Genomic DNA, 17,974 nt, shown 5'->3' with positions numbered 1-17,974 from the left:
AGGATTACTCATCTACGATCCCCCATCGATGCCGCTGACGCGCCCGGGTGAACCCTGAGATCGGGGAGGTCCGCCAGTGCAGGCGACTCGGCTCGGGCGACCGCCATCACGCGCGCTGGCGCATCTCCTCGCGCAATTCGCGGATCTCCGCGGTGAGCGTATCGATGTGCGCCTTGGTGGCGACCTGCTCGGCCTCGTTCGTCTCGCTCACCCGCTCGACGATCCATGACGCGAGCGTGCCGGTGACGACGCCGATCAGTGCGATGCCGCCGACCATGACGCCGACGGCGACGAGCTGACCGGTCGGCGTCACCGGGAAGAAGTCGCCGTAGCCCACGGTCGTGATGGTCACGAACGCCCACCACAGGCCCTCTCCGAAGGTCTCGATCGACCCGCCGTTGCCGCGCTCCGCGTCGAGCACGGCGAGCGCGGCGACGTACACGAGCAGCACCGACGCGCCCGCTGCGTAGAGGATCACCTTGCCGCGCAGCATCGCCCCGGCGGTCCGGCCGATCACGGTGAGGATCGTCACCACCCGGAGCAGCCGCAGCGGACGGAGCACCGGCAGCACCACGACGGCGAGGTCGAGCAGGTGCCGCACGAACCAGCGCGGGCGATCCTCGGCGAGGGCGAGGTTCACGACGTAGTCGAGCGCGAACAGCGCCCACGTGCCCCAGATGACGGATTCGGCGAACACCGCCTCCGGTCCGTGCAGGTCGCCGATCACCTCCCACGAGTACGCCGCGAGGAACAGGACGGCCGCGATGAAGAGCGGCCACTCGACGAGCTTCTGCCAGGACTGCTGGGACATCCGTCCACCGTAGGAAGCGCAGGTCACGGTTCGGTCACGCGAACCGGGGCGACGGATGCCGCGGCGCACGCGTCGCGGCGCGAGCTCCGGCATCCGTCGATCCCGGTCTGTTCGCTCCGCCCGCACCGTGCCACCATGGGAGTACGGGGACCCGATGGTGGGAGTTGGTTCACGTGGGCGACGCACTCGGACACGCCTGGCACGCCGGGTATGCGCACCCGCGGTCGGGTCCGAGAGCCCGGGGACGCCATGACCGCGGCGCCTGACACGTGGTCACCCTCGGTGAGCCGTGCCCTGCAGTGGGCCGGCGGGCTCGCGACCCTCGGCGGACGCGATGGCACCATCTCTCCCGACGATCTGTTCCTCGGCCTCCTGCTCGCGCATCCGGACGACGAAGGCGAGGTGTGGTGCTTCCTCGCGCACTTCGACCTCACCGCTCGCGACCTGCTGCCCGACGACTACCCGGCGATCGACCACAAGGCGCTGCAGGTCGCGGCCGCCGCGGCGCCGAGCACGCCCGACCCCGAACGGTGGAATGTCGAGATCTCGAGCGTGCTCGCCGAAGCCGGAACGCGAACGGGCTCGGCGCGGGTCGCGAACGTCCTGGCATCGATCCTCGCCCTGACGTCGTGGATCGATCGGCTCGGGACCGCGATCAGCCGGTCCGGCGTGAGCGCAGGCCAGCTGGTGCCCCACTTCCGCGATGAGTGCGTTCCCGAGCTGAAGTTCGAGGGGCCCCGCCGGGCCGGCCTCCAGATCCGCGACTGGCTCGCCGAGCGGTACCCGCGCCGTCGCGCGACGATGCCGTCGTTCTCGAACGATCGCCCCGACCCGAGCGCCGACTTCATCGGCGTCGGCGAGGAGGCCGACGCCTTCGCGTACCTCATCGCGTCGAAGGCACTCGTCCCCCCGCTCGCGGTCGGCATGTTCGGCAGCTGGGGCAGCGGCAAGAGCTTCCTGATGGCCAGGATCCGGCAGCGGGTGGAGCAGCTCTCCGCGCTGGCGGCGGCAGCGGATGCCGCGGGCGGCGCGACCGCGGGCACGAGCGCGCCGGACGGGGCTGCCTCCGGCTCGACCCAGGTGTGGCCGAACGTGGTCTCCGTCGAGTTCAATGCGTGGCAGTACGTCGAGACGGACCTCTGGGCGGCGCTGCTCGCGCGGATCTTCGAGCAGCTGTCGCCGGAGGCGCGACGGCGACTCTCCGAGTTCAGTCGGGTGAGGGAACGCGCGGAGGCGGACCGCGAGGCGGCGCTCGAGGCGGCTCGGCAGGCGGAGCAGGTCGTCGCAGAGCGCGATGCAGCGGCGCGGACCGCGCTCGCGAAGGCCGAGGCAACCAAGCAGGAGGAGTCCCAGGTCGCGCACGACGCAGAACAGGTGCGAGCCCGCGCCGTGGAGGCGGCACTCGACGCCCACGCCCGCACAGCCGCGGGCACCGCCGTGGTCGATGCCGTCGCTGGAGCGATGGGGTCCGACGTCGCCGACGCGGTCGGCGAGGTGCGCAGGCTGCGGACGCAGTCCGCCGACGCCCCGTGGCGGCAGGGCCGGTTCTGGAGCCGCCGACGGGTCGTCTGGGCGACCATCGCCGCGCTCGTCGTGCCACTCGTCACCGTGCTGCTCGCCGTGTTGGACCTCGGCCTGCCGGTCGCCGTAACCGCCGCAATCACGACCGGCGCGGCGGTCCTGACGCCGATGCTCCGTTCCGCCGCGAACTACCGGGACGAGCAGCGCTCCAAGGTCGATGAAGCGCTGCAGAAGGTCGAGACGAAGCTCGCGCAGCACGAGCAGAAGGCTCGCCAGGCGAGGGTCGACGCGGAGAAGGCGGCCGATGAGGCATCCGACGCGCTCCGCACGGCGACCGAGGAGGCCGAGGCGGCGCGGGCCATCGGCATCGACGTCGAGCGGATCGCCGCCGGCCTCACCCCGGCCGGCGTGCTGGCCGACCGGCTCGCGGAACGACGGGCGAGCGACGACTACCGCAAACGGCTCGGCATCGTGTCGACCGTCGCCGACGACCTCGAGAAGCTGTCGAGCCTCATCGCCGACTACAACGCGAGCGTGTTCGCGGGCGAGCACCCGCCGGGCGAGCGACCCGGCGACGTGCCGCCGAACCGGATCGTGCTCTACATCGACGATCTCGACCGCTGCCCGCCGCAGCGCGTCGTCGAGGTGCTCGAGGCGGTGAACCTGCTGCTCGCGTTCCCGCTGTTCGTGGTCGTCGTCGCCGTCGACACGAGGTGGCTCACGAGCGCCCTCGCCAAGGCGATGCCGACGCTCAAGACCGATGGCGGTCCGCTCGGCCACGCGCCCACGCCGACCGACTACGTCGAGAAGATCTTCCAGATCCCGTTCTGGATCGACCCGCTCGACGAGACCGGACGCCATCGCCTGCTTCGGGGTCTGCTCGTGCCGTCGGTCCGACCGGCTGAAGGCGGCGCCCCGCCACCGCAGCAGGAGGCGCTGCGCGCCGGCGAGGGCGAGTTCGACACCGTCGACCGGATGGTCGCGGTTCGCGGTGCCGGCCTCGACCTCGACGCGCGCGACCTGACGATCACGCCGGACGAGTTCTCGTTCATCGAGGGACTGAACTCGCTCCTCACCGGCACACCCCGCGAGGTCAAGCGCTTCGTCAACGTCTGCAAGCTGCTCCTGGCGATGTCGCCCCCGCTCGAGGGCGGTACCGAGCCCACCACGGAGCGGAAGGCGGCCTGCTTCCTGGCGGCGCTCAGCCAGGCGCGGCCGACCTTCGCGGCGCGGCTGGCGGCGGCCGCGACCGCGGCACCGAGCGCCGACCTCGACACGCTCGTCTCGAACGTGGCGGGCGCCGGTGCCGACGAGGACGCGACCGCGCTTCGGTCCTGGCTCGCGGCCCAGCCGGTGCCGGCACCTCCGGCGCAGCCCGTCGGCTCGATGTCGGCGTCAGCGCTGCTGAAGCGGTGGGAGATGATCCGACGGCTCCGATTCACGGCCGAACCGGCCTGAGCACCGCGCTCGCCGAGCCCCGGGCCGGAGGTCCGACGGTCTGGGCAATCGTGCCGCCTACTGCGCGTGGAACCCGCCCGGGACGTGCTCGACGATCACGGGAACGCCCTCGATCGCGCGCGGCACGGACGTCGCGGCCGCCGGGTCGCTGATCCACACGATGATGGCGTCCTCGCCCTCGTCCGTCCGACCGTGTCCGACGCCGTCCACGCCCGACAGGCCGAGGAGTCGGTCCTGCTCGGCCGCGATCAGCTCGTCGACGGGATCCGGTTCCGGACCCGGCGGCGGTTGTCCCGCCGGGAGGGCGGCGTCCTCGCCGTCGACGGGGACGCTCGCCCGCGATCCCGCGATCAGGGCGAGGGCGGTCAGCGCGATGAGGTGGATACCGACCATCGCGGACCCCTCTCGTCCGATCGAACGGGCCCCGACGAACCGGGCACTCAGGTGTACAGGTTGATGTCGAGGAAGTACGTGACCCAGGGCATCGGGCTGGCGATAGTGTATCCGCCGCCGCCCGCGAAGAGCAGGCCGACCGGTGGGAGCCCTGCCTGCCACTTCCAGATGACCGACCCGGAGTCACCACCCGCGGAGAACGTGGAGCTGCCCGTGCTCTGCACGACGAACTGACCCTTGAAGTACGCCTGCCCCGGTGCGCCGTAGTTGACGTAACCGGCCCAGTTCGTCGCGACCACGCGGCCCTGCGTGAGTTCCGTCGTACGACCGGACTTCCCGACGATGGCACCGAGCGTCGGATACTGGGGCGAGCTTCCGATCCGGTAGTAGCCGAATCCGCTGCCCACGCGATACAGCTCTTCTCGACGGACCAGCGAGGGCCACGCCCATGCGGTCGCGCAGTCGACGTAGTTCGTCGCCCCGCCGTACTTCAGCGGGACGAACCGCTCGAGGATCGCGATCCGGTCGGCCGGGGAGGTCCCGCCGTCGTACCTGCCGGGCTGGATCACGGAGTCACCGTAGACGGCGTTGTTGGAGTTGGCGAGGACGTGGTTGTTCGACAGCACCAGGAGTCGGTTGTTGCGCGGAGCGTTCCGACCGATGGCGAGGCTGCCGAGCGTGCCCGCCGTGACCTTCACGTGTCCGACCGAGATGCCGCCGGGCGCGGGTCGCGCCTTGAAGTTGAACTGCTGCGCCTCGAACGCACCGGACTTCCGCACCGTGATCGGCACGTCGCCGGCGGCCTGGATGCCGAGACCGTCGACGACCGCCTCGCGCGCCACGCTCGACGGCACCGTGGTGCCGACGAAGACGTTCAAGGTCGGTTCGCCCGGCACACCGTCGCCCGGCTCGCCGAGCCCGATCGCGACCGCCTCGATGTTCCCGATGCCCTCCGTCGACGTGTCGAGCGACACGGCTCGCGCACCCGAGGGATGGGCCTGCTCCTTGAGCGCCCCCGCGAGCGCCTCGTGCGCGTCCATGAGCGAGGACGGGTAGGCATCGGATTCGCCCGACGCCTCCGGGACGAAGGCGGCCTGCTCGTCGCCTGAGCCCTCGGTCGGCGGCTCCTCGAACTGGGTGTTCGAGGCGGTCTCCTCAGCTTCGGTCACCTCGTCGCCCGTCGGCTCCTCGAAACCCTGCTTGCGAGCCATGATCGGATCCTTTCCCTCGCGGGTCGCGGATCGCGCCCCGTCGTCACGATCGTCCGCCCGACCTCGCGACCGCCGCGCGACGGCGGCGCCACCGCGGCGCTACGGCAGCGCTACCGCGGCGTGACCGCCGCGCTACGGCAGCGCTACCGCGGCGCTACCGCGGCGCTACCGCGGCGTGACCGCCGCGTGGTCCGATCAGCGACCGCCCCGTCCGATCGTCGTGGCGGAGGATGCTCGCTCAGGAACTCGACCGGGCGACCCTGTCGCGAACGGCGCCGACCTCGACGAGCCTGCGGATCCGGGATGACGGCTGGACGCCGAGTTCGGTTTCGACCAGCGCCTCGAACCGGTTGAGCTGCCGCGCCGCACCCGCATGGTTCCCCGAGGAGATCTGGGCCTCGATGAGCAGGGACTGCGACGATTCGTCGAGCGGATCCGCGAGCACGGCCACCTGCGCGGCCTCGAGTGCCCGGGAGCTCTCGCCGAGCGTGAGGAGCGCACGGATCAGGGCATGCAGCGAACGCATCCGCTGCTGCCGGAATCGCTCCTGCTCGATGCAGATCCAGTCGTCGTACCACCCGGGCAGCAGTTCGACGGTTCGGAGCGTGTCGAGCAGGCCGGCGTCGAAGGACCAGCCGGGCGTCCCGATGCGGTCGACGCGTTCCCGATAGGCCGTGACGTCGGTGCGAATGCGCGACGACAGCGCCAAGGGCTCGTCGCCGGGCTCGAGGAGCCCCGGCAGCTCGTGCCGGATGCGACAGAGGGCCGCCCTGAGGTTGCCGGACGCGTGCCGTTCGGAGCTGTCCGGCCAGAGCGTGCCGGCGAGCGCGACGCGCGGTCGTGGGGGGAGCAGCGCGAGCGCGGCGATCAGCCGCTGCTGCCGAGACGCGACGTGCACGCGCCGCTCATCGCGGGACAACTCCCACATGCCCAGGAGGTTCAGGCGCCAGCACTCTCCTGCTTCGTACGTCACGCCCACCCCCGCGTCGAAGGAGACTCGGTGAGCGCGCTGAGCGACCGCATGTCGATCGAGAGCCGGATCGGAGGATGGCCCGGCGAACCCCCACCCCCGGGCGCGGCCCTGATCTCCGCGACCTGCCGAACGGCGACCTGCACCGATCGTCATCCATGTTCGGGAAACCAACCTGCTCCCCTTCCTACTCGCATTCCGGAGTTCCGAGTAGTCCTCATTTCCGCCGACCATGGCGTCCGGACCACCGCATCCGGCGACTCGTCCGCGGTATTCGACGCGGAATGCGACGACCGGATCCTCGGTCGGCCTCGAATGGGATCAGTGGAACACCGACCGTGCGTCGGCCGATACCTCGATCGGCACGGTGATGGGCAGAAGGTCGGTCGAGATCGGTGCGTGCCACATCGCTCGGAGGGTCACGCTCGCACTGCGGCCATCGCTCGAGTCGGCCCGCACGAGCTCGAGTGCGCGGAGCGAGTGCTCCGCGTCGTCCAGGTAGTCGGCTGCGGCGGCAGCGACGGATGCCTCGTCGAGGTCGAACACGAGCGCGTCGCCCTCCACGCGGACCTCGTCGAGCCGCCACGACTCGGCGGCGTCGAGCGCCGCCCCGTCGGCGAGGGTGAACAGTCGCTTGCGTTCGAGGTACAGCGACGTCGCCGACGTCACCACGAGCACGAGTGCAAGGGCCAGCACGCCGGAGAAGATCGTGAGCAGCAGTGTCGAACCGGACTCGTCATCACGCAGTGCGTCGGGCGACCGGACATTCACGGCGCACCCGCGAACCGCGACACCGTCTGGGTCGCCTCCGCCTCGAGCCGCACCGTGCCGATGCCGCTCGAGGCGATCACCTGGGGCACGAGCGGGAGCGCGACCGCGGCAGCCACGGCGACGGACACCCGCGTGCCCGACGCCGTGCACGGCCCGCTGCACTCGACCATGACGGATGCCGTGCCGGCATCGACCCCATAGTCGCCGAGGACGACGCGCACGGTTCGCTCGACGGATGCCGAGGGCTCACCGGCATCCGTCCTGAGCACGGCGACCCTCGCCGCCTGCCGCGCCGCGCCCTCCACGCCGAGTGCCGCCGCCTGGATGGACGCCATCGCGAGCACGAGGTAGACGAGCGGGACGAGAAGGATCATGCCGACCGTGAGGAACTCGAGCGACGCGGAGCCCGCCTCGGCGGCGATGTCGAGGCGCCGGGGGTCAGTCGAGCGCCTCGACCGCGGCATGACCGGTCACCTCCAGTCCGCCCCCGGGGCCGAGCAGGCCGATGACCGGAAGCGACGTCCGAACGGTCACGGCGATCGCCGGCACTCCGCCGACGGTGGTCGTCGCGGCCGACACATCCGCTGCGTACTCGGCCGCGATCGCCGCGTCGATCAGCTGGCGCGTTCGCTCGATGCCCGCCGCGGGCGAGGAACCGGCGAGCGCCGCGTAGCGGGCGCCCTCGGCGGCAGCGTCGAGCACGGTGTTCCGCACGTGGAGGGCGAGGGCGAGCTGCACGACCGCGAGGAGGAGCGCCGTGAGCAGCACGCTCACGAGAGCGAACTCCGCGACCGCGGACCCCCGGTCGTCGGCGAGCCGCCTCAGAAGCCGACGACGCGATCGATGGCCTGGTCGAACACGCCCGAGAGTGCCGGACCGGCGAGGCCCCAGAGCACGATCACCAGCCCGGCCGTCATCAGGGTGATGAGCACCCATCCGGGCACGTCGCCCCGGTCGTCGGCGAGGCGTCGAGCGATCCAGCAGTGCATGCGAGGTCCTTTCATCGGGTTGCGGGGTGCGACGGCGCATCAGAATCCCGCCTGGAGCACGAGGTAGCCGGGGAACAGGGCGAAGGCGACGGTGACCGGGAGGATGAGGAAGATCAGTGGCACCAGCATCGCGATCTCCTTGCGGCCCGCGAGTTCGATGATGGTGCGCTTTGCCTGAGCTCGGGCGTCGCCTGCTTGAGCCCTCAGGACGTCGGCGAGCGGGGTGCCGCGGTCGAGGGCGCCGAGCACCTGGTCGACTGCTCGCGACAGCTCCGGATGATCGAGCCCGTCGCGCACGTCGGCGAGCGCGGTGCCGATCGGGACGCCCGCGCCGACCGCCGCGACCACGCCGGAGAATTCCCGGGCGAGCTCACCGGAGCCCGTCCGGGCCACGCGGCGGAGCGCATCGAGCATGCTCTCGCTCGCGGTGAGGCTGAGTGTGAGGAACTCGAGCACCGTGGGCAGCTCGCTCGTGATGCGCGCGAGGCGGCGCCGCGCGGCGCGCTGCAGCATCCAGTCGGCCGCGACCGCGCCGGCCGCCGCTCCGAACGGCGGGATCGCCCAGCGCAGCACCGCGGGCGCCGTCTCCATCGTCGGGGCGAGGAGCGCGATCAGCCCGGCCGAGGCGAAGCCCGCCGCCGCCCAGACGAGTTGCCGTCCGCGGAACCGCTCGACCGTCGCACCCGCCCCGGCCTGCCGGAGCCGGCGCGCGACCGTGTCGTTGCCGCCGAGGATCGACGACAGGATGCCACGTGCTCGCCGCGCGGCGGGCAGCACGAGCATCCCGATGACCGAGCCCGGGTCGGATTGCGGCCTGGCGCGCATGGCACGCGCCTCGTCGGAGACATCGGTGATGTACGGCGCGACGCGGTCGACCAGTCGGGCCCGGCCGATGCGAGGAACGGATGCCGCGATGAGCCACAGGCCGAGCCCGAGCATCGCGCCGAGCGCGACCGCGACGATCGGCGTCGCGGTCAGCTGGACCATCGGCGCTCCTCGGGGAGTCGGCCGAGGCCGAGCATCAGCCGATACGCGACGATCGTGACGGCGACACCGCAGAGGATCAGCATGGTGCCCGCCGGCGAGTCGTACGAGGCGAGTGTCTCGGGCCTGGTCGCGAGCACGCACAGGAGCAGCCACGGTGCGGCGACGCCGAGGCGCGCGGCGTTGCGGATCCAACCCTGGCGGGCGACGACCTCGGCCCGCAGCGCGGCATCCTCGCGGAGGTAGCTCGCGAGCCCGCGGAGCACCGCGGTCAGGTCGGTTCCACCGACCTCGCGCGCCATCCGCAGTGTCTCGAGGATGCGATCCGCGACAGGGTCGGCGAGACGCGCCTTCAGCGTGTCGACGGCCCAGCCGAAGTCGCCGGTGCGGCGGAAGTCGCGGTCGAAGCCCGCGAATGCGCTTCGAGTCGCCGCGGGGCCGAGGTCGGCGAGCGCGGCGACGGCGTCGGGGAGGTTCATTCCCGCCCGCACGCTCGAGACGAGGTGGTCGACGACATCGGGCCAGATCGCTCGGTTCACGGCGCGACGGCGGTTCGCACGTGACCTGATCACGATCGGGATGGCTCCGGCGGCGAGCAGTGCCGCGATGAACGCGAGCAACGGCACGCCGAACACGGCCTGCGCGATCGCCGCGGCGAGCACCGCCAGCACGACACCGACGATGACGACGATCGCGATCGGCACCCCGGGCAGGCCGGCGAGCGCGAGCTCGTCGCGGACGGCGGCGAGCGCGCCGCGCCCCGCGCCGACATCGTCCGACGTGCCGAGCGGCCATCGTCGCGCAGGCCAGAGCCACGGCGACAGCACGAGGACGATGCCGGCGCCGAGCGTCGCACCGAGGATGAGGCTCACGCGGCCGCACCCAGGACGATCGCCGGATCGAGCCCCGCCGCTGCGAACTTCTCGAGCCGAGCCGGGTGCGCTCCCGTGCAGGCGAGCTCATCGGCCGATCGGTCGAGGCGGAAGATCGCCTCGACCTCGATGCGTGCACCGTCGGTCGCGCCGGTCGTCGCCGCGATCTCGACGACGCGGCGCCGTCCGTCACGGTCGATGCCGAGGTGGACGGCGAGGTCGATGCAGGATGCGACGGTCGGCACCACGAAGGCGGAGTCGATGTTCCGGCCGGCCAGGAGCGGCAGCGTGCAGAGCTTCGCGAGCGCGTCCGGCGCGGAGTTCGCGTGGATCGTGCACATGCCGGGCACGCCGGAGTTCAGGGCGATGAGCAGGTCGAGGCTCTCCGCCTCCCGCACCTCGCCGACGACGAGCCGGTCGGGACGCATCCGCAGCGCCTCCTTCACGAGTCGACGGAGCGTGATCTCGCCGCTGCCCTCGAGGTTGGGCTGGCGGCACTGCATGGCGACGAGGTCGCGCACGTCGAGGTCGAGCTCGAACGTCTCCTCGACGGTGACGACCCGCTCGCCGATGCGCGTCGCCGCGAGCAGGGCGTTCAGCATGGTCGTCTTGCCCGTGTGCGTCGCGCCCGACACGAGGATGTTGGCGCCCGCGAGCACGCTCATCCGGAGGAACTCGGCCGCGGGTCGGGTGATCGAGCCGAGCTCGACGAGCCGCTGCAGCGAGCGGATGCGCTGCTGGAACTTCCGGATGTTCACCGCCCAGTGGGCTCGCGTGACATCGGGGATCGCGACGTGCAGCCGAGATCCGTCGGGCAGCGACGCGTCGACGAACGGCGACGAGAGGTCGACCCTGCGGCCCGAGTGCTGGAGCATCCGCTCGACCAGGTCGCGCACCTCGCGATCGGACAGCACGACCGTGGTGAGCTCGGCCACGCCGCTGCGCGCAACGAACACGCGGGTCGGCGAGTTGATCCAGATCTCCTCGACGGCCGGGTCGTCGAAGAACGGCTGCAGCGGGCCGTACCCGGTGATGGATGCCACGACCTCGCGCGCCGCGCCCTGCTCGTCGACGAGCGGCGCGTGCGCGCCGGCGAGCGCGCGCTCGGAGTACCGACGCACCTCTTCGGCGGCGAACCGCGCGGCCATCGCCTCGTCGCGCGCGAGGTCGACGCCCTCGCGGAGCACCCGACCGCGCACGCGCTCGGCGATGGTGCGCACGGGGTCGGACATGGCCACCATCTTGGAGAAACGGAGCGGATCGCCCGCTCAGTTATCCACACCATGGACGGAGCGGGAGCAGGGGCCGTCGTCAGGTGCCCGGGATCGGCGGAACGCCCGGACCGTCGGGTGAGCGTTCCTTCCCACAGCGGGCGCACTCGTAGTATCGGTCGCCGGTCTCCGGCTCGTGCTGCAGCACCCACTTGTGGATGCCGATCCGGCATTCCCAAGTCTTCTCGGCCATTGCCCGCTCCCGTCGCCGGGTCAGGGGGGAACCATGGCTCACGGTACTCGGATCGACGTCGCGCCGCGCCTCGGGGTCGGCTCAACGGTCGAGCGCGGCCTGCGCCTCATCGCGAGCACGTGCCGACCTCGCCGCCTCGGCGTTGGCCGACTCCCGGGCGCGCGTCGCGATGCGCACCTCCCGCTCGGCGGGGCGGAGCTCGTCGCGCACCTGCGACAGGCGCAGTTCGAGTTCGTCTCGCTCTGCCTCGAGGTCGTCGAACCTTCGCTCCGCGCGTTCGAGGCGAGCGGATGCCTCGGCGAGCGCGTGCTCGTCATCGTCGGCGCGCTCGCGCGCCTGTCGCGCGGCCTCCTCGAGTCGCTCGCGTTCCCGGCGCGCCGCCTCGGCGGCCCGATCGGCGCGATCCGTGCGCGAGGTGTCGCGGGAGGCGGCATCCGCTCGCCCTTCGGCCCGCTCGGACGGACGCCGCCCGAGCCGGCGCGGCGGGCCGGGCTCGCCACCGCCGACCGCACCCGCGACGTCGACGTCCACGCCCACCGCGCGCAGCGCGCGCACGAGCCGGCCGCTCGCAACGGCGGCGCCCGCCTCGGCGGAGACGCTCGCGGCGACCAGGGTCTGCTCCACCTCGTCGAGCACGGCGCGCGACGGCGAGCGGTCCGCGGCATCCGTCAGTGACACTGCGAGCCGCATGAGGTCGCCGATGAGCTCGCGCCGCTCGGCGACCAGGGCGCCGAGCGCCCGCCCGTCGCCGGCGGCCTGCGCGTCGGCGAGTTCGCCGCCGAGGCCGACGAGGTCGCCCAGGCGATCGGGCTCGTCGCGCGCCAGGCGGTTCACGATCCACGCCGAGGGCGAGGGGCGGCGGAGCGCGCCGATCGCCTTCGCCAGCGCGGGCTCGCCCGCGCTGCGCGCATCCGCCGCGCGGGCGTTGCGCGCCGCGGTGAACTCCTCGGGCACGAGCGCGTAGAGCGCGTCGGCCGCCTCCGCCACCGGGTCGGTCGCCATGCGACCATCATGGCGCGATCGCCGCCCAGGTGGCGGAGTACGCAGGATGAGCCGCGACATCCGCTCGCCCACGAGGGTGAACCGCACGTCATCCTGCGAACCCGGCCGCCGCGCGAGCGATGCCTCGCGTCGCGCGACGGCGAGCGCTCCGAGTACGCAGGATGAGCCGCGTCATGCCCGGCGATGGAGTCGCGTGCTCCACGTCATCCTGCGAACCCACAGTCCTCAGCCGACCTCGAGCCGGGGCGGGGACGCCGCCGCCCCGCCTCAGACCGTCTCGAGGTACTTGTGCACGAGGCTCACCGCGACCGAGCCCTGCCCGACGGCCGAGGCGACGCGTCGCATCACGTCGTGCCGCACGTCGCCGGCGGCGAAGATGCCCGGCACGCTCGCCTCCTGCAGGAACGGGTCGCGCTGGGGCGTCCACCCTCGCGGGCGTCGGCCGTCGCGCACGAGGTCCTGCCCGGTCAGGACGAAGCCGTGGTCGTCGAGCTCGACGAGACCGCGCACGAGTCCTGTGCCGGGCACCGCCCCGATGAACACGAACATCGCGTCGGCGGGCAGCTCCTCCTCGCCGCCGGTCCCCATGTCGCTGACCGTGACCGACTCCAGGCGCTCCTCGCCGGACAGCGCGACGACGCGCGAGTGCGGCCGCACCGTGATGTTCGGCGTCGCCTCGATCTGGTCGATGAGATAGCGCGACATCGACGACTCGAGCCCGTCGCCGCGGACCAGGATGGTGACCTCGGCCGCGTACCGCGACAGGAACATCGCGCCCTGCCCGGCCGAGTTCGCGCCGCCGACGACGGTGACGCGGCATCCGCTGTACGCCACCGCCTCGGAGGCGGCGGCGCCGTAGTAGACGGATGCCCCGAGCAGCCGCTCCTCGCCGGGCACGTCGAGCGTGCGCGCCGACACCCCGGTCGCGAGCACGAGCGCGCGGCAGCGCAGCTCGCTGCCGTCGTCGAGCGTGACGATCTTGTACGAGTCCTCGAGTCGGATGCCGGTGACCGACTGCGGACTCAGGATCTCGGCGCCGAGCCGCTTCGCCTGCGTCACCGCACGCCGCGCGAGGTCCGCGCCGCTGATGCCGTTCGGGAAGCCGAGGTAGTTCTCGATCCGCGAGCTCGTGCCGGCCTGGCCGCCCGGCACCTCGCGCTCGACGACCGCGGTCCGCAGCCCCTCCGAGGCGCCGTAGACCGCGGCGGCGAGCCCGGCGGGTCCGGCGCCCACGACCACGAGGTCGTAGAACGGCTGCTGCGCGGGCGCCCGCAGGCCGATGCGCTCGGCCAGCTCGTGCAGGTCGGGGCAGAACAGCGTCGTGCCGTCGGGCAGGAAGACGACGGGCAGCTTGCGCGTGCCGCTCGTCGACGCCTCGACCAGCTCGCGCGCACCCTCGTTCTTCTCGATGTCGAGCCACTGGTACGGGATCTGGCTGCGCGCGAGGAAGTCCTTCACGGCGTGCGTCGTGGGCGACCACAGTGCCCCGGCGACGCGGATGCCCTCGTACACCGGGGGCGCGCTCGCGCGCCAGTCGTCGAGCAGGTCGTCGATCACCGGGTACAGCCGCTCCTCGGGCGGATCCCACGGCTTCAGGAGGTAGTAGTCGAGGTCGAGCGCGTTGATCGACGTGATCGCCGCGTTCGTGTCGGCGTAGGCGGTGAGCAGCACGCGCTTGGCGTCGGGGACGAGCTTCAGCGCCTGCTCCAGGAACTCGGTGCCGGTCATGCCCGGCATCCGCTGGTCCACGATGAAGAGCGCCACGGGCGTGCCGCGCTTGAGGTACTCCCCCACGGCGTCGAGCCCCTCCTGCCCCGATGACGCCTTCACGATGCGGAAGTCGGAGCGGTAGCGCGCCTGCAGGTCGCGGGCGATCGCGTTGAGCACCTGCGGCTCGTCGTCGACCGTCATGATCACCGGCTTGGCCACGGTTCAGCCCTCTCCGTCGTCGCCTGGCGTGGAATCGATCGGCAGGCGCACCGTGAAGCACGTCCGGCCCGGGACCGACTCGACCGTCATGTCGCCGTGGTGCTTCTTCACCACGATGTTCCGCGAGATCGGCAGGCCGAGCCCCGTGCCCTCGCCCACCGGCTTGGTGGTGAAGAACGGGTCGAAGAGCACGACCATGTTCTCGGGCGGGATGCCGGGGCCGTCGTCCTCGATCTGCACCTCGACCACGTCGCCATCGCGCCGGGCGCGGACCGTCAGCGTGCCGACGCCGTGCATGGCGTCGATGGCGTTGTCGATGAGGTTCGTCCACACCTGGTTGAGCTCGCTCGCATACGCCTGGATCGCCGGGAGGTCGTCGTCGTACCGGCGGACGACGTGCACGCCGCCCTTGAGCTTGTTGTGCAGGATGATCAGCGTGTTGTCGAGGCCGCGGCGCACGTCGACGTCCTGCACGGGCGTCTGGTCCATGTACGTATAGGTCTTCAGCGCCTTCACCAGGTCGACGATCCGCGTCGTGCCGACCGCGACCTCCGAGAGCAGCGTGTAGATGAGGAACTTCAGTCCGAGCCACTCGACGACGACCGAGGCCTCCTCGCCGACGAAGGTCGCCGCGAGGCCGTCGAGGTCGTCGACGTCGAGTCCGAGGCTCACGAGCGCAGGCGCGAGCTCCCCGCCGTCGTCGACGTCGTGCTCGTCGAGCCAGTCCTCGACCTCCGCCTCCCGGTCGCTGCGCTCGAGCGCGCCGAGCTCGATCGGCTGGTCGGCGCGCTCGACGGCCATCCGGTCGAGCTCACGGAGGTGCTCCATCTTGGAGCCGTACAGCCCGAGTCGCCCGAGCTGGAGCTGCGCCTCCTGCAGCTTGGCGAAGACGGCCATCGCCTGCGATGCGCCCCGCTGGGCAGCTGATGCCGGGTTGTTCAGCTCGTGCGCCATGCCGGCGCTCAGCTTGCCGAGCGAGGCCATCTTCTCCTGCAGGATCAGCTGGTCCTGCATCTGGCCGATCTGCGCGAGGGTCTCCTCGAGCACCGAGTTCTTGCCGCGCAGCTCGTCGGTCCGCTCGCGGAGCTGCTGCGCGCTCTGGCGGAGCGCCTCCTCGGCGGCCTTGCGCTCGCCGATGTCGCGGATGATGCCCGTGTAGTAGCGGTCCTCGTGCACGGTCCACGTCGACAGCGACAGCTCGATCGGGATCTGCTCGCCGGACTTCGTGATCGCCGAGAGCTCGACCGTCGTGCCGATGACGTGGGCCTCGCCGGTCTCGGTGTAGCGCTTCATGCCCGCCCGGTGCAGCTCCTGGAACTCGGGCGGGATGACGAGTTCGAGCTGCTGCCCGACCGCCTCGTCCTCGTCGTAGCCCAGGATGCGGGTCGCGGCCGAGTTCCACGACATGATGCGGCCGGTGTGGTCGGCCGAGATGATCGCGTCGATCGCCGACTCGGTCACCGACCGGAACTTCTGCTCCGCCTGCTTGCGCTCGCTGATGTCGCGGATGATGCCCGTGTAGTAGCGGTCCTCGTCGAGGAACCAGGTCGCGAGCGAGAGCTCGATCGGGAACTCCGACCCGTCGTTGCGGATGGCGGCGAGCTCGACGGTCGAACCGATGACGTGCGTCTCACCGCCCGTGCTGACGCGGTGGATGCCCGTGCGGTGCAGTTCGCGGAACCGCTCGGGGATCACGAGCTCGAGCGGCCGGCCGATCGCCTCGGCCTCGGTGTGGCCGAACAGGGCGGTGGCCGCGCTGTTCCAGCTGCGGATGACACCTGCCGCGTCGGCGGAGATGATCGCGTCGATCGCCGACTCCATGACGGAGCGGAACTTCGCCTCGGACTCGCGCAGCGCCATCCGCACCTTCGACACCGTGACCTGGCGCTCGATGCGCGCCAGCACCTCGCGGGCGTCGAACGGGATCCCGATGAGGTCGTCGCCCGCCTCGAGCCCGCGCACGCGGGTCTCGACGTCGGCGTCGGCGGCCATGAAGATCACCGGCAGGTCGTGGGTCTCGTCGGCGCCGTGCAACTCGGCGGCGAGCGCGAACGGGTCGGCGCGCCGGAGACCTGCATCGAGCACGATCAGGTCGGGTCCGTGCGCGAGGGCGGCGTGCGCGTGAGCCGGATCCCCCTCGGCCGTGAGGACGGTGTAGCGGTCCTCCTCGAGGATGCCGCTGAGGTCGGCGATCGCCCGGGCGTCGTCGGAGATCACGAGAATCGAGCCGAGCTGGGCCACGGAGCCTCCTCCCGTCGTCCGCTTCGTCGTCGCTGGTCGTGTCTCGCCACCCTATCGACGCGGTCGCGCGTCGGACTGTCCCCCGTACGGGGCGTCGTCGGCTCAGACCGGCGTCGACACGAGGGCGGTGACGAGGATGGCGATCTGCCCGAGGAGCACGAACGCTCCGAGGATGATCGCCGTGAGCGACAGCCATCCCGGCCCGGTGATCGGGTCGGCGCGGAACTGCCGGCGCCCGACCACGCCGAGCACGATCGCGATCGCCGCGACGGGCAGCGCCCACCACGAGGGCAGGAGGAACGCGAACACGGCGAGCGCGATGCCGATGATCGCGGCCATCGACGGCCGCCGCGTCGGCTCCCCGTCGCCCGGGACACCCCGACCGGGCCCGAATCCGCGGCCGACACCCCCGCTCACGTCGAGCCCGCCCGTCGTCCACGCTGCCGATGCGCCATGGCTCCAGTCAACCGCACTCCGGGCGCAGCGTGGGCCGATGCCGCGGCCCGGCGCGCGGCGGACCCCCGCGTTCGGGTGCCACCGCACCGACACGCCCGCGCGTCGCCGCGCGCCGGGGTGCACCGCCTGACTACTCTCGGCCGAGAGACACGGTCGCGGGGGGCGACGAGAACGGAGCGAACGCGATGACCGGACCCGAACCCGCACGCACCCCGGAGGTCGGCGCCGCGCCCACCGGCGACGACGACGCATACCGGAGCGAGGCCGTCGACGACCTCGTCGCGCGCATCGTCGCCGAGGAGGTCGCGGAGCTCCGGCGCGGCTTCGCCTCGGGCGCCGAATACGCCGTGACCCGTGGCGGCTCGGCGCGCGAGCAGATGCTGCACCGCCTCGAATGCGCCTCGATCGAGTCGCACCTGGATCGTCCGTCGAGGTGGACCGAACCGCACCGGAGGCGTCTCGCCTCTGACCCGGACTACCGGCTCCCGCTGCCGAACCTGATCACGCGGCAGGCCGCACGCGACCTCCCCGGAGTGCGCTCGTGCAGGGTGTGCTGGCCGAACCCGACGGGCGGCGAGCCCCGACCGCTCCGTCGGTTGTCGGCCAGGAGTCTCGGGCCCCAGCACGTCGGCCACGTCCTCGCCAGGCCGGACGGCGAGCCGATCGGGACGATCGTCCGCTGGGGCGCCCGCACGGGCGCCGACCTGTTCGGGATCGAACACGACGAGATCGAGATCGTGACGTCGACGGGCGTCGAGACGGTCGGGCCCGACGACCACGTCACGATCTGGGACCTGCCGACCGACGAGCAGGCGATCCGCCGCAAGGCGCAGCTCGTCCAGCGGTTCGCGGGCGACGACCGCGCGGCGGGCTGAGGTCGGCTGCGGGTCGGAGTCGGCGGC

Annotated in this window: 17 protein-coding genes; 2 read left to right on the top strand and 15 right to left on the bottom strand. The window is 72.0% G+C overall.

What is annotated here, in order from left to right; translation table 11 throughout:
• Positions 1-106: 106 nt before the first annotated feature.
• On the bottom strand, positions 107-811 hold the full coding sequence (locus ACFVHK_RS13965; RefSeq protein WP_376929317.1) for a potassium channel family protein: 705 nt from the start codon (positions 809-811) through the stop codon (positions 107-109).
• Positions 812-1,060: 249 nt separating this feature from the next.
• On the opposite strand from ACFVHK_RS13965, the gene ACFVHK_RS13960 reads away from it, so the two are divergent.
• Positions 1,061-3,790 carry a P-loop NTPase fold protein gene (locus tag ACFVHK_RS13960; protein ID WP_376929316.1) on the top strand — a complete coding sequence of 910 codons (2,730 nt, stop codon included), beginning with the start codon at positions 1,061-1,063 and terminating at the stop codon, positions 3,788-3,790.
• Between the two features lie 57 nt (positions 3,791-3,847).
• On the opposite strand, the gene ACFVHK_RS13955 is transcribed toward ACFVHK_RS13960, so the two are convergent.
• The 14 genes from ACFVHK_RS13955 to ACFVHK_RS13890 all read right to left on the bottom strand — a co-directional run bounded on the left by ACFVHK_RS13955 (position 3,848) and on the right by ACFVHK_RS13890 (position 16,955).
• A complete protein-coding gene (locus ACFVHK_RS13955; RefSeq protein WP_376929315.1) occupies positions 3,848-4,183 on the bottom strand; it encodes a hypothetical protein in 336 nt (111 codons plus the stop codon).
• Positions 4,184-4,230: 47 nt separating this feature from the next.
• Entirely contained in the window at positions 4,231-5,394 is a 1,164-nt protein-coding gene (locus ACFVHK_RS13950; protein ID WP_376929314.1) for a hypothetical protein, read from the bottom strand.
• Positions 5,395-5,632: 238 nt separating this feature from the next.
• Positions 5,633-6,367: an AfsR/SARP family transcriptional regulator gene (locus ACFVHK_RS13945; protein WP_376929313.1), complete on the bottom strand. Its 735-nt coding sequence runs from the start codon at positions 6,365-6,367 to the stop codon at positions 5,633-5,635.
• A gap of 318 nt (positions 6,368-6,685) precedes the next feature.
• Positions 6,686-7,135, bottom strand: a complete 450-nt coding sequence (locus tag ACFVHK_RS13940; RefSeq protein ID WP_376929312.1) for a pilus assembly protein TadG-related protein — start codon at positions 7,133-7,135, stop codon at positions 6,686-6,688.
• Positions 7,132-7,599 carry a TadE family protein gene (locus tag ACFVHK_RS13935; protein WP_376929311.1) on the bottom strand — a complete coding sequence of 156 codons (468 nt, stop codon included), beginning with the start codon at positions 7,597-7,599 and terminating at the stop codon, positions 7,132-7,134. The genes ACFVHK_RS13940 and ACFVHK_RS13935 overlap by 4 nt, the downstream gene beginning before the upstream one ends.
• A complete protein-coding gene (locus ACFVHK_RS13930) occupies positions 7,574-7,960 on the bottom strand; it encodes a TadE/TadG family type IV pilus assembly protein (RefSeq protein WP_376929343.1) in 387 nt (128 codons plus the stop codon). Before ACFVHK_RS13930 ends, ACFVHK_RS13935 begins: the two co-directional genes overlap by 26 nt.
• Positions 7,957-8,124: a hypothetical protein gene (locus ACFVHK_RS13925; RefSeq protein ID WP_376929310.1), complete on the bottom strand. Its 168-nt coding sequence runs from the start codon at positions 8,122-8,124 to the stop codon at positions 7,957-7,959. Before ACFVHK_RS13925 ends, ACFVHK_RS13930 begins: the two co-directional genes overlap by 4 nt.
• A 39-nt stretch (positions 8,125-8,163) precedes the next feature.
• Positions 8,164-9,111, bottom strand: a complete 948-nt coding sequence (locus ACFVHK_RS13920; protein ID WP_376929309.1) for a type II secretion system F family protein — start codon at positions 9,109-9,111, stop codon at positions 8,164-8,166.
• Positions 9,099-9,980 carry a type II secretion system F family protein gene (locus ACFVHK_RS13915; protein ID WP_376929308.1) on the bottom strand — a complete coding sequence of 294 codons (882 nt, stop codon included), beginning with the start codon at positions 9,978-9,980 and terminating at the stop codon, positions 9,099-9,101. The genes ACFVHK_RS13920 and ACFVHK_RS13915 overlap by 13 nt, the downstream gene beginning before the upstream one ends.
• Positions 9,977-11,212 (bottom strand): CpaF family protein, encoded by a 1,236-nt coding sequence (locus ACFVHK_RS13910; protein ID WP_376929307.1) that lies wholly within the window; start codon positions 11,210-11,212, stop codon positions 9,977-9,979. Before ACFVHK_RS13910 ends, ACFVHK_RS13915 begins: the two co-directional genes overlap by 4 nt.
• Positions 11,213-11,525: 313 nt before the next feature.
• Positions 11,526-12,446 carry a transposase gene (locus tag ACFVHK_RS13905; RefSeq protein WP_376929306.1) on the bottom strand — a complete coding sequence of 307 codons (921 nt, stop codon included), beginning with the start codon at positions 12,444-12,446 and terminating at the stop codon, positions 11,526-11,528.
• 267 nt (positions 12,447-12,713) lie between these two features.
• Positions 12,714-14,375 carry an FAD-dependent oxidoreductase gene (locus tag ACFVHK_RS13900; protein ID WP_376929305.1) on the bottom strand — a complete coding sequence of 554 codons (1,662 nt, stop codon included), beginning with the start codon at positions 14,373-14,375 and terminating at the stop codon, positions 12,714-12,716.
• A gap of 3 nt (positions 14,376-14,378) precedes the next feature.
• The gene (locus ACFVHK_RS13895) at positions 14,379-16,616 is read right to left on the bottom strand and encodes a PAS domain S-box protein (RefSeq protein WP_376929304.1); all 2,238 of its coding nucleotides are present in this window, start codon (positions 16,614-16,616) and stop codon (positions 14,379-14,381) included.
• A gap of 102 nt (positions 16,617-16,718) precedes the next feature.
• The gene (locus ACFVHK_RS13890; protein WP_129235106.1) at positions 16,719-16,955 is read right to left on the bottom strand and encodes a hypothetical protein; all 237 of its coding nucleotides are present in this window, start codon (positions 16,953-16,955) and stop codon (positions 16,719-16,721) included.
• 302 nt (positions 16,956-17,257) lie between these two features.
• On the opposite strand from ACFVHK_RS13890, the gene ACFVHK_RS13885 reads away from it, so the two are divergent.
• Entirely contained in the window at positions 17,258-17,947 is a 690-nt protein-coding gene (locus tag ACFVHK_RS13885) for a hypothetical protein (RefSeq protein WP_376929303.1), read from the top strand.
• Positions 17,948-17,974 lie beyond the last annotated feature (27 nt).

The organism is Agromyces binzhouensis, assembly GCF_042672355.1.
GTDB classification, from domain to species: Bacteria; Actinomycetota; Actinomycetes; order Actinomycetales; family Microbacteriaceae; genus Agromyces; species Agromyces binzhouensis.
The sequence above is the reverse complement of the archived record's forward strand: the minus strand, read 5'-3'. Positions and strand labels throughout refer to the sequence as shown.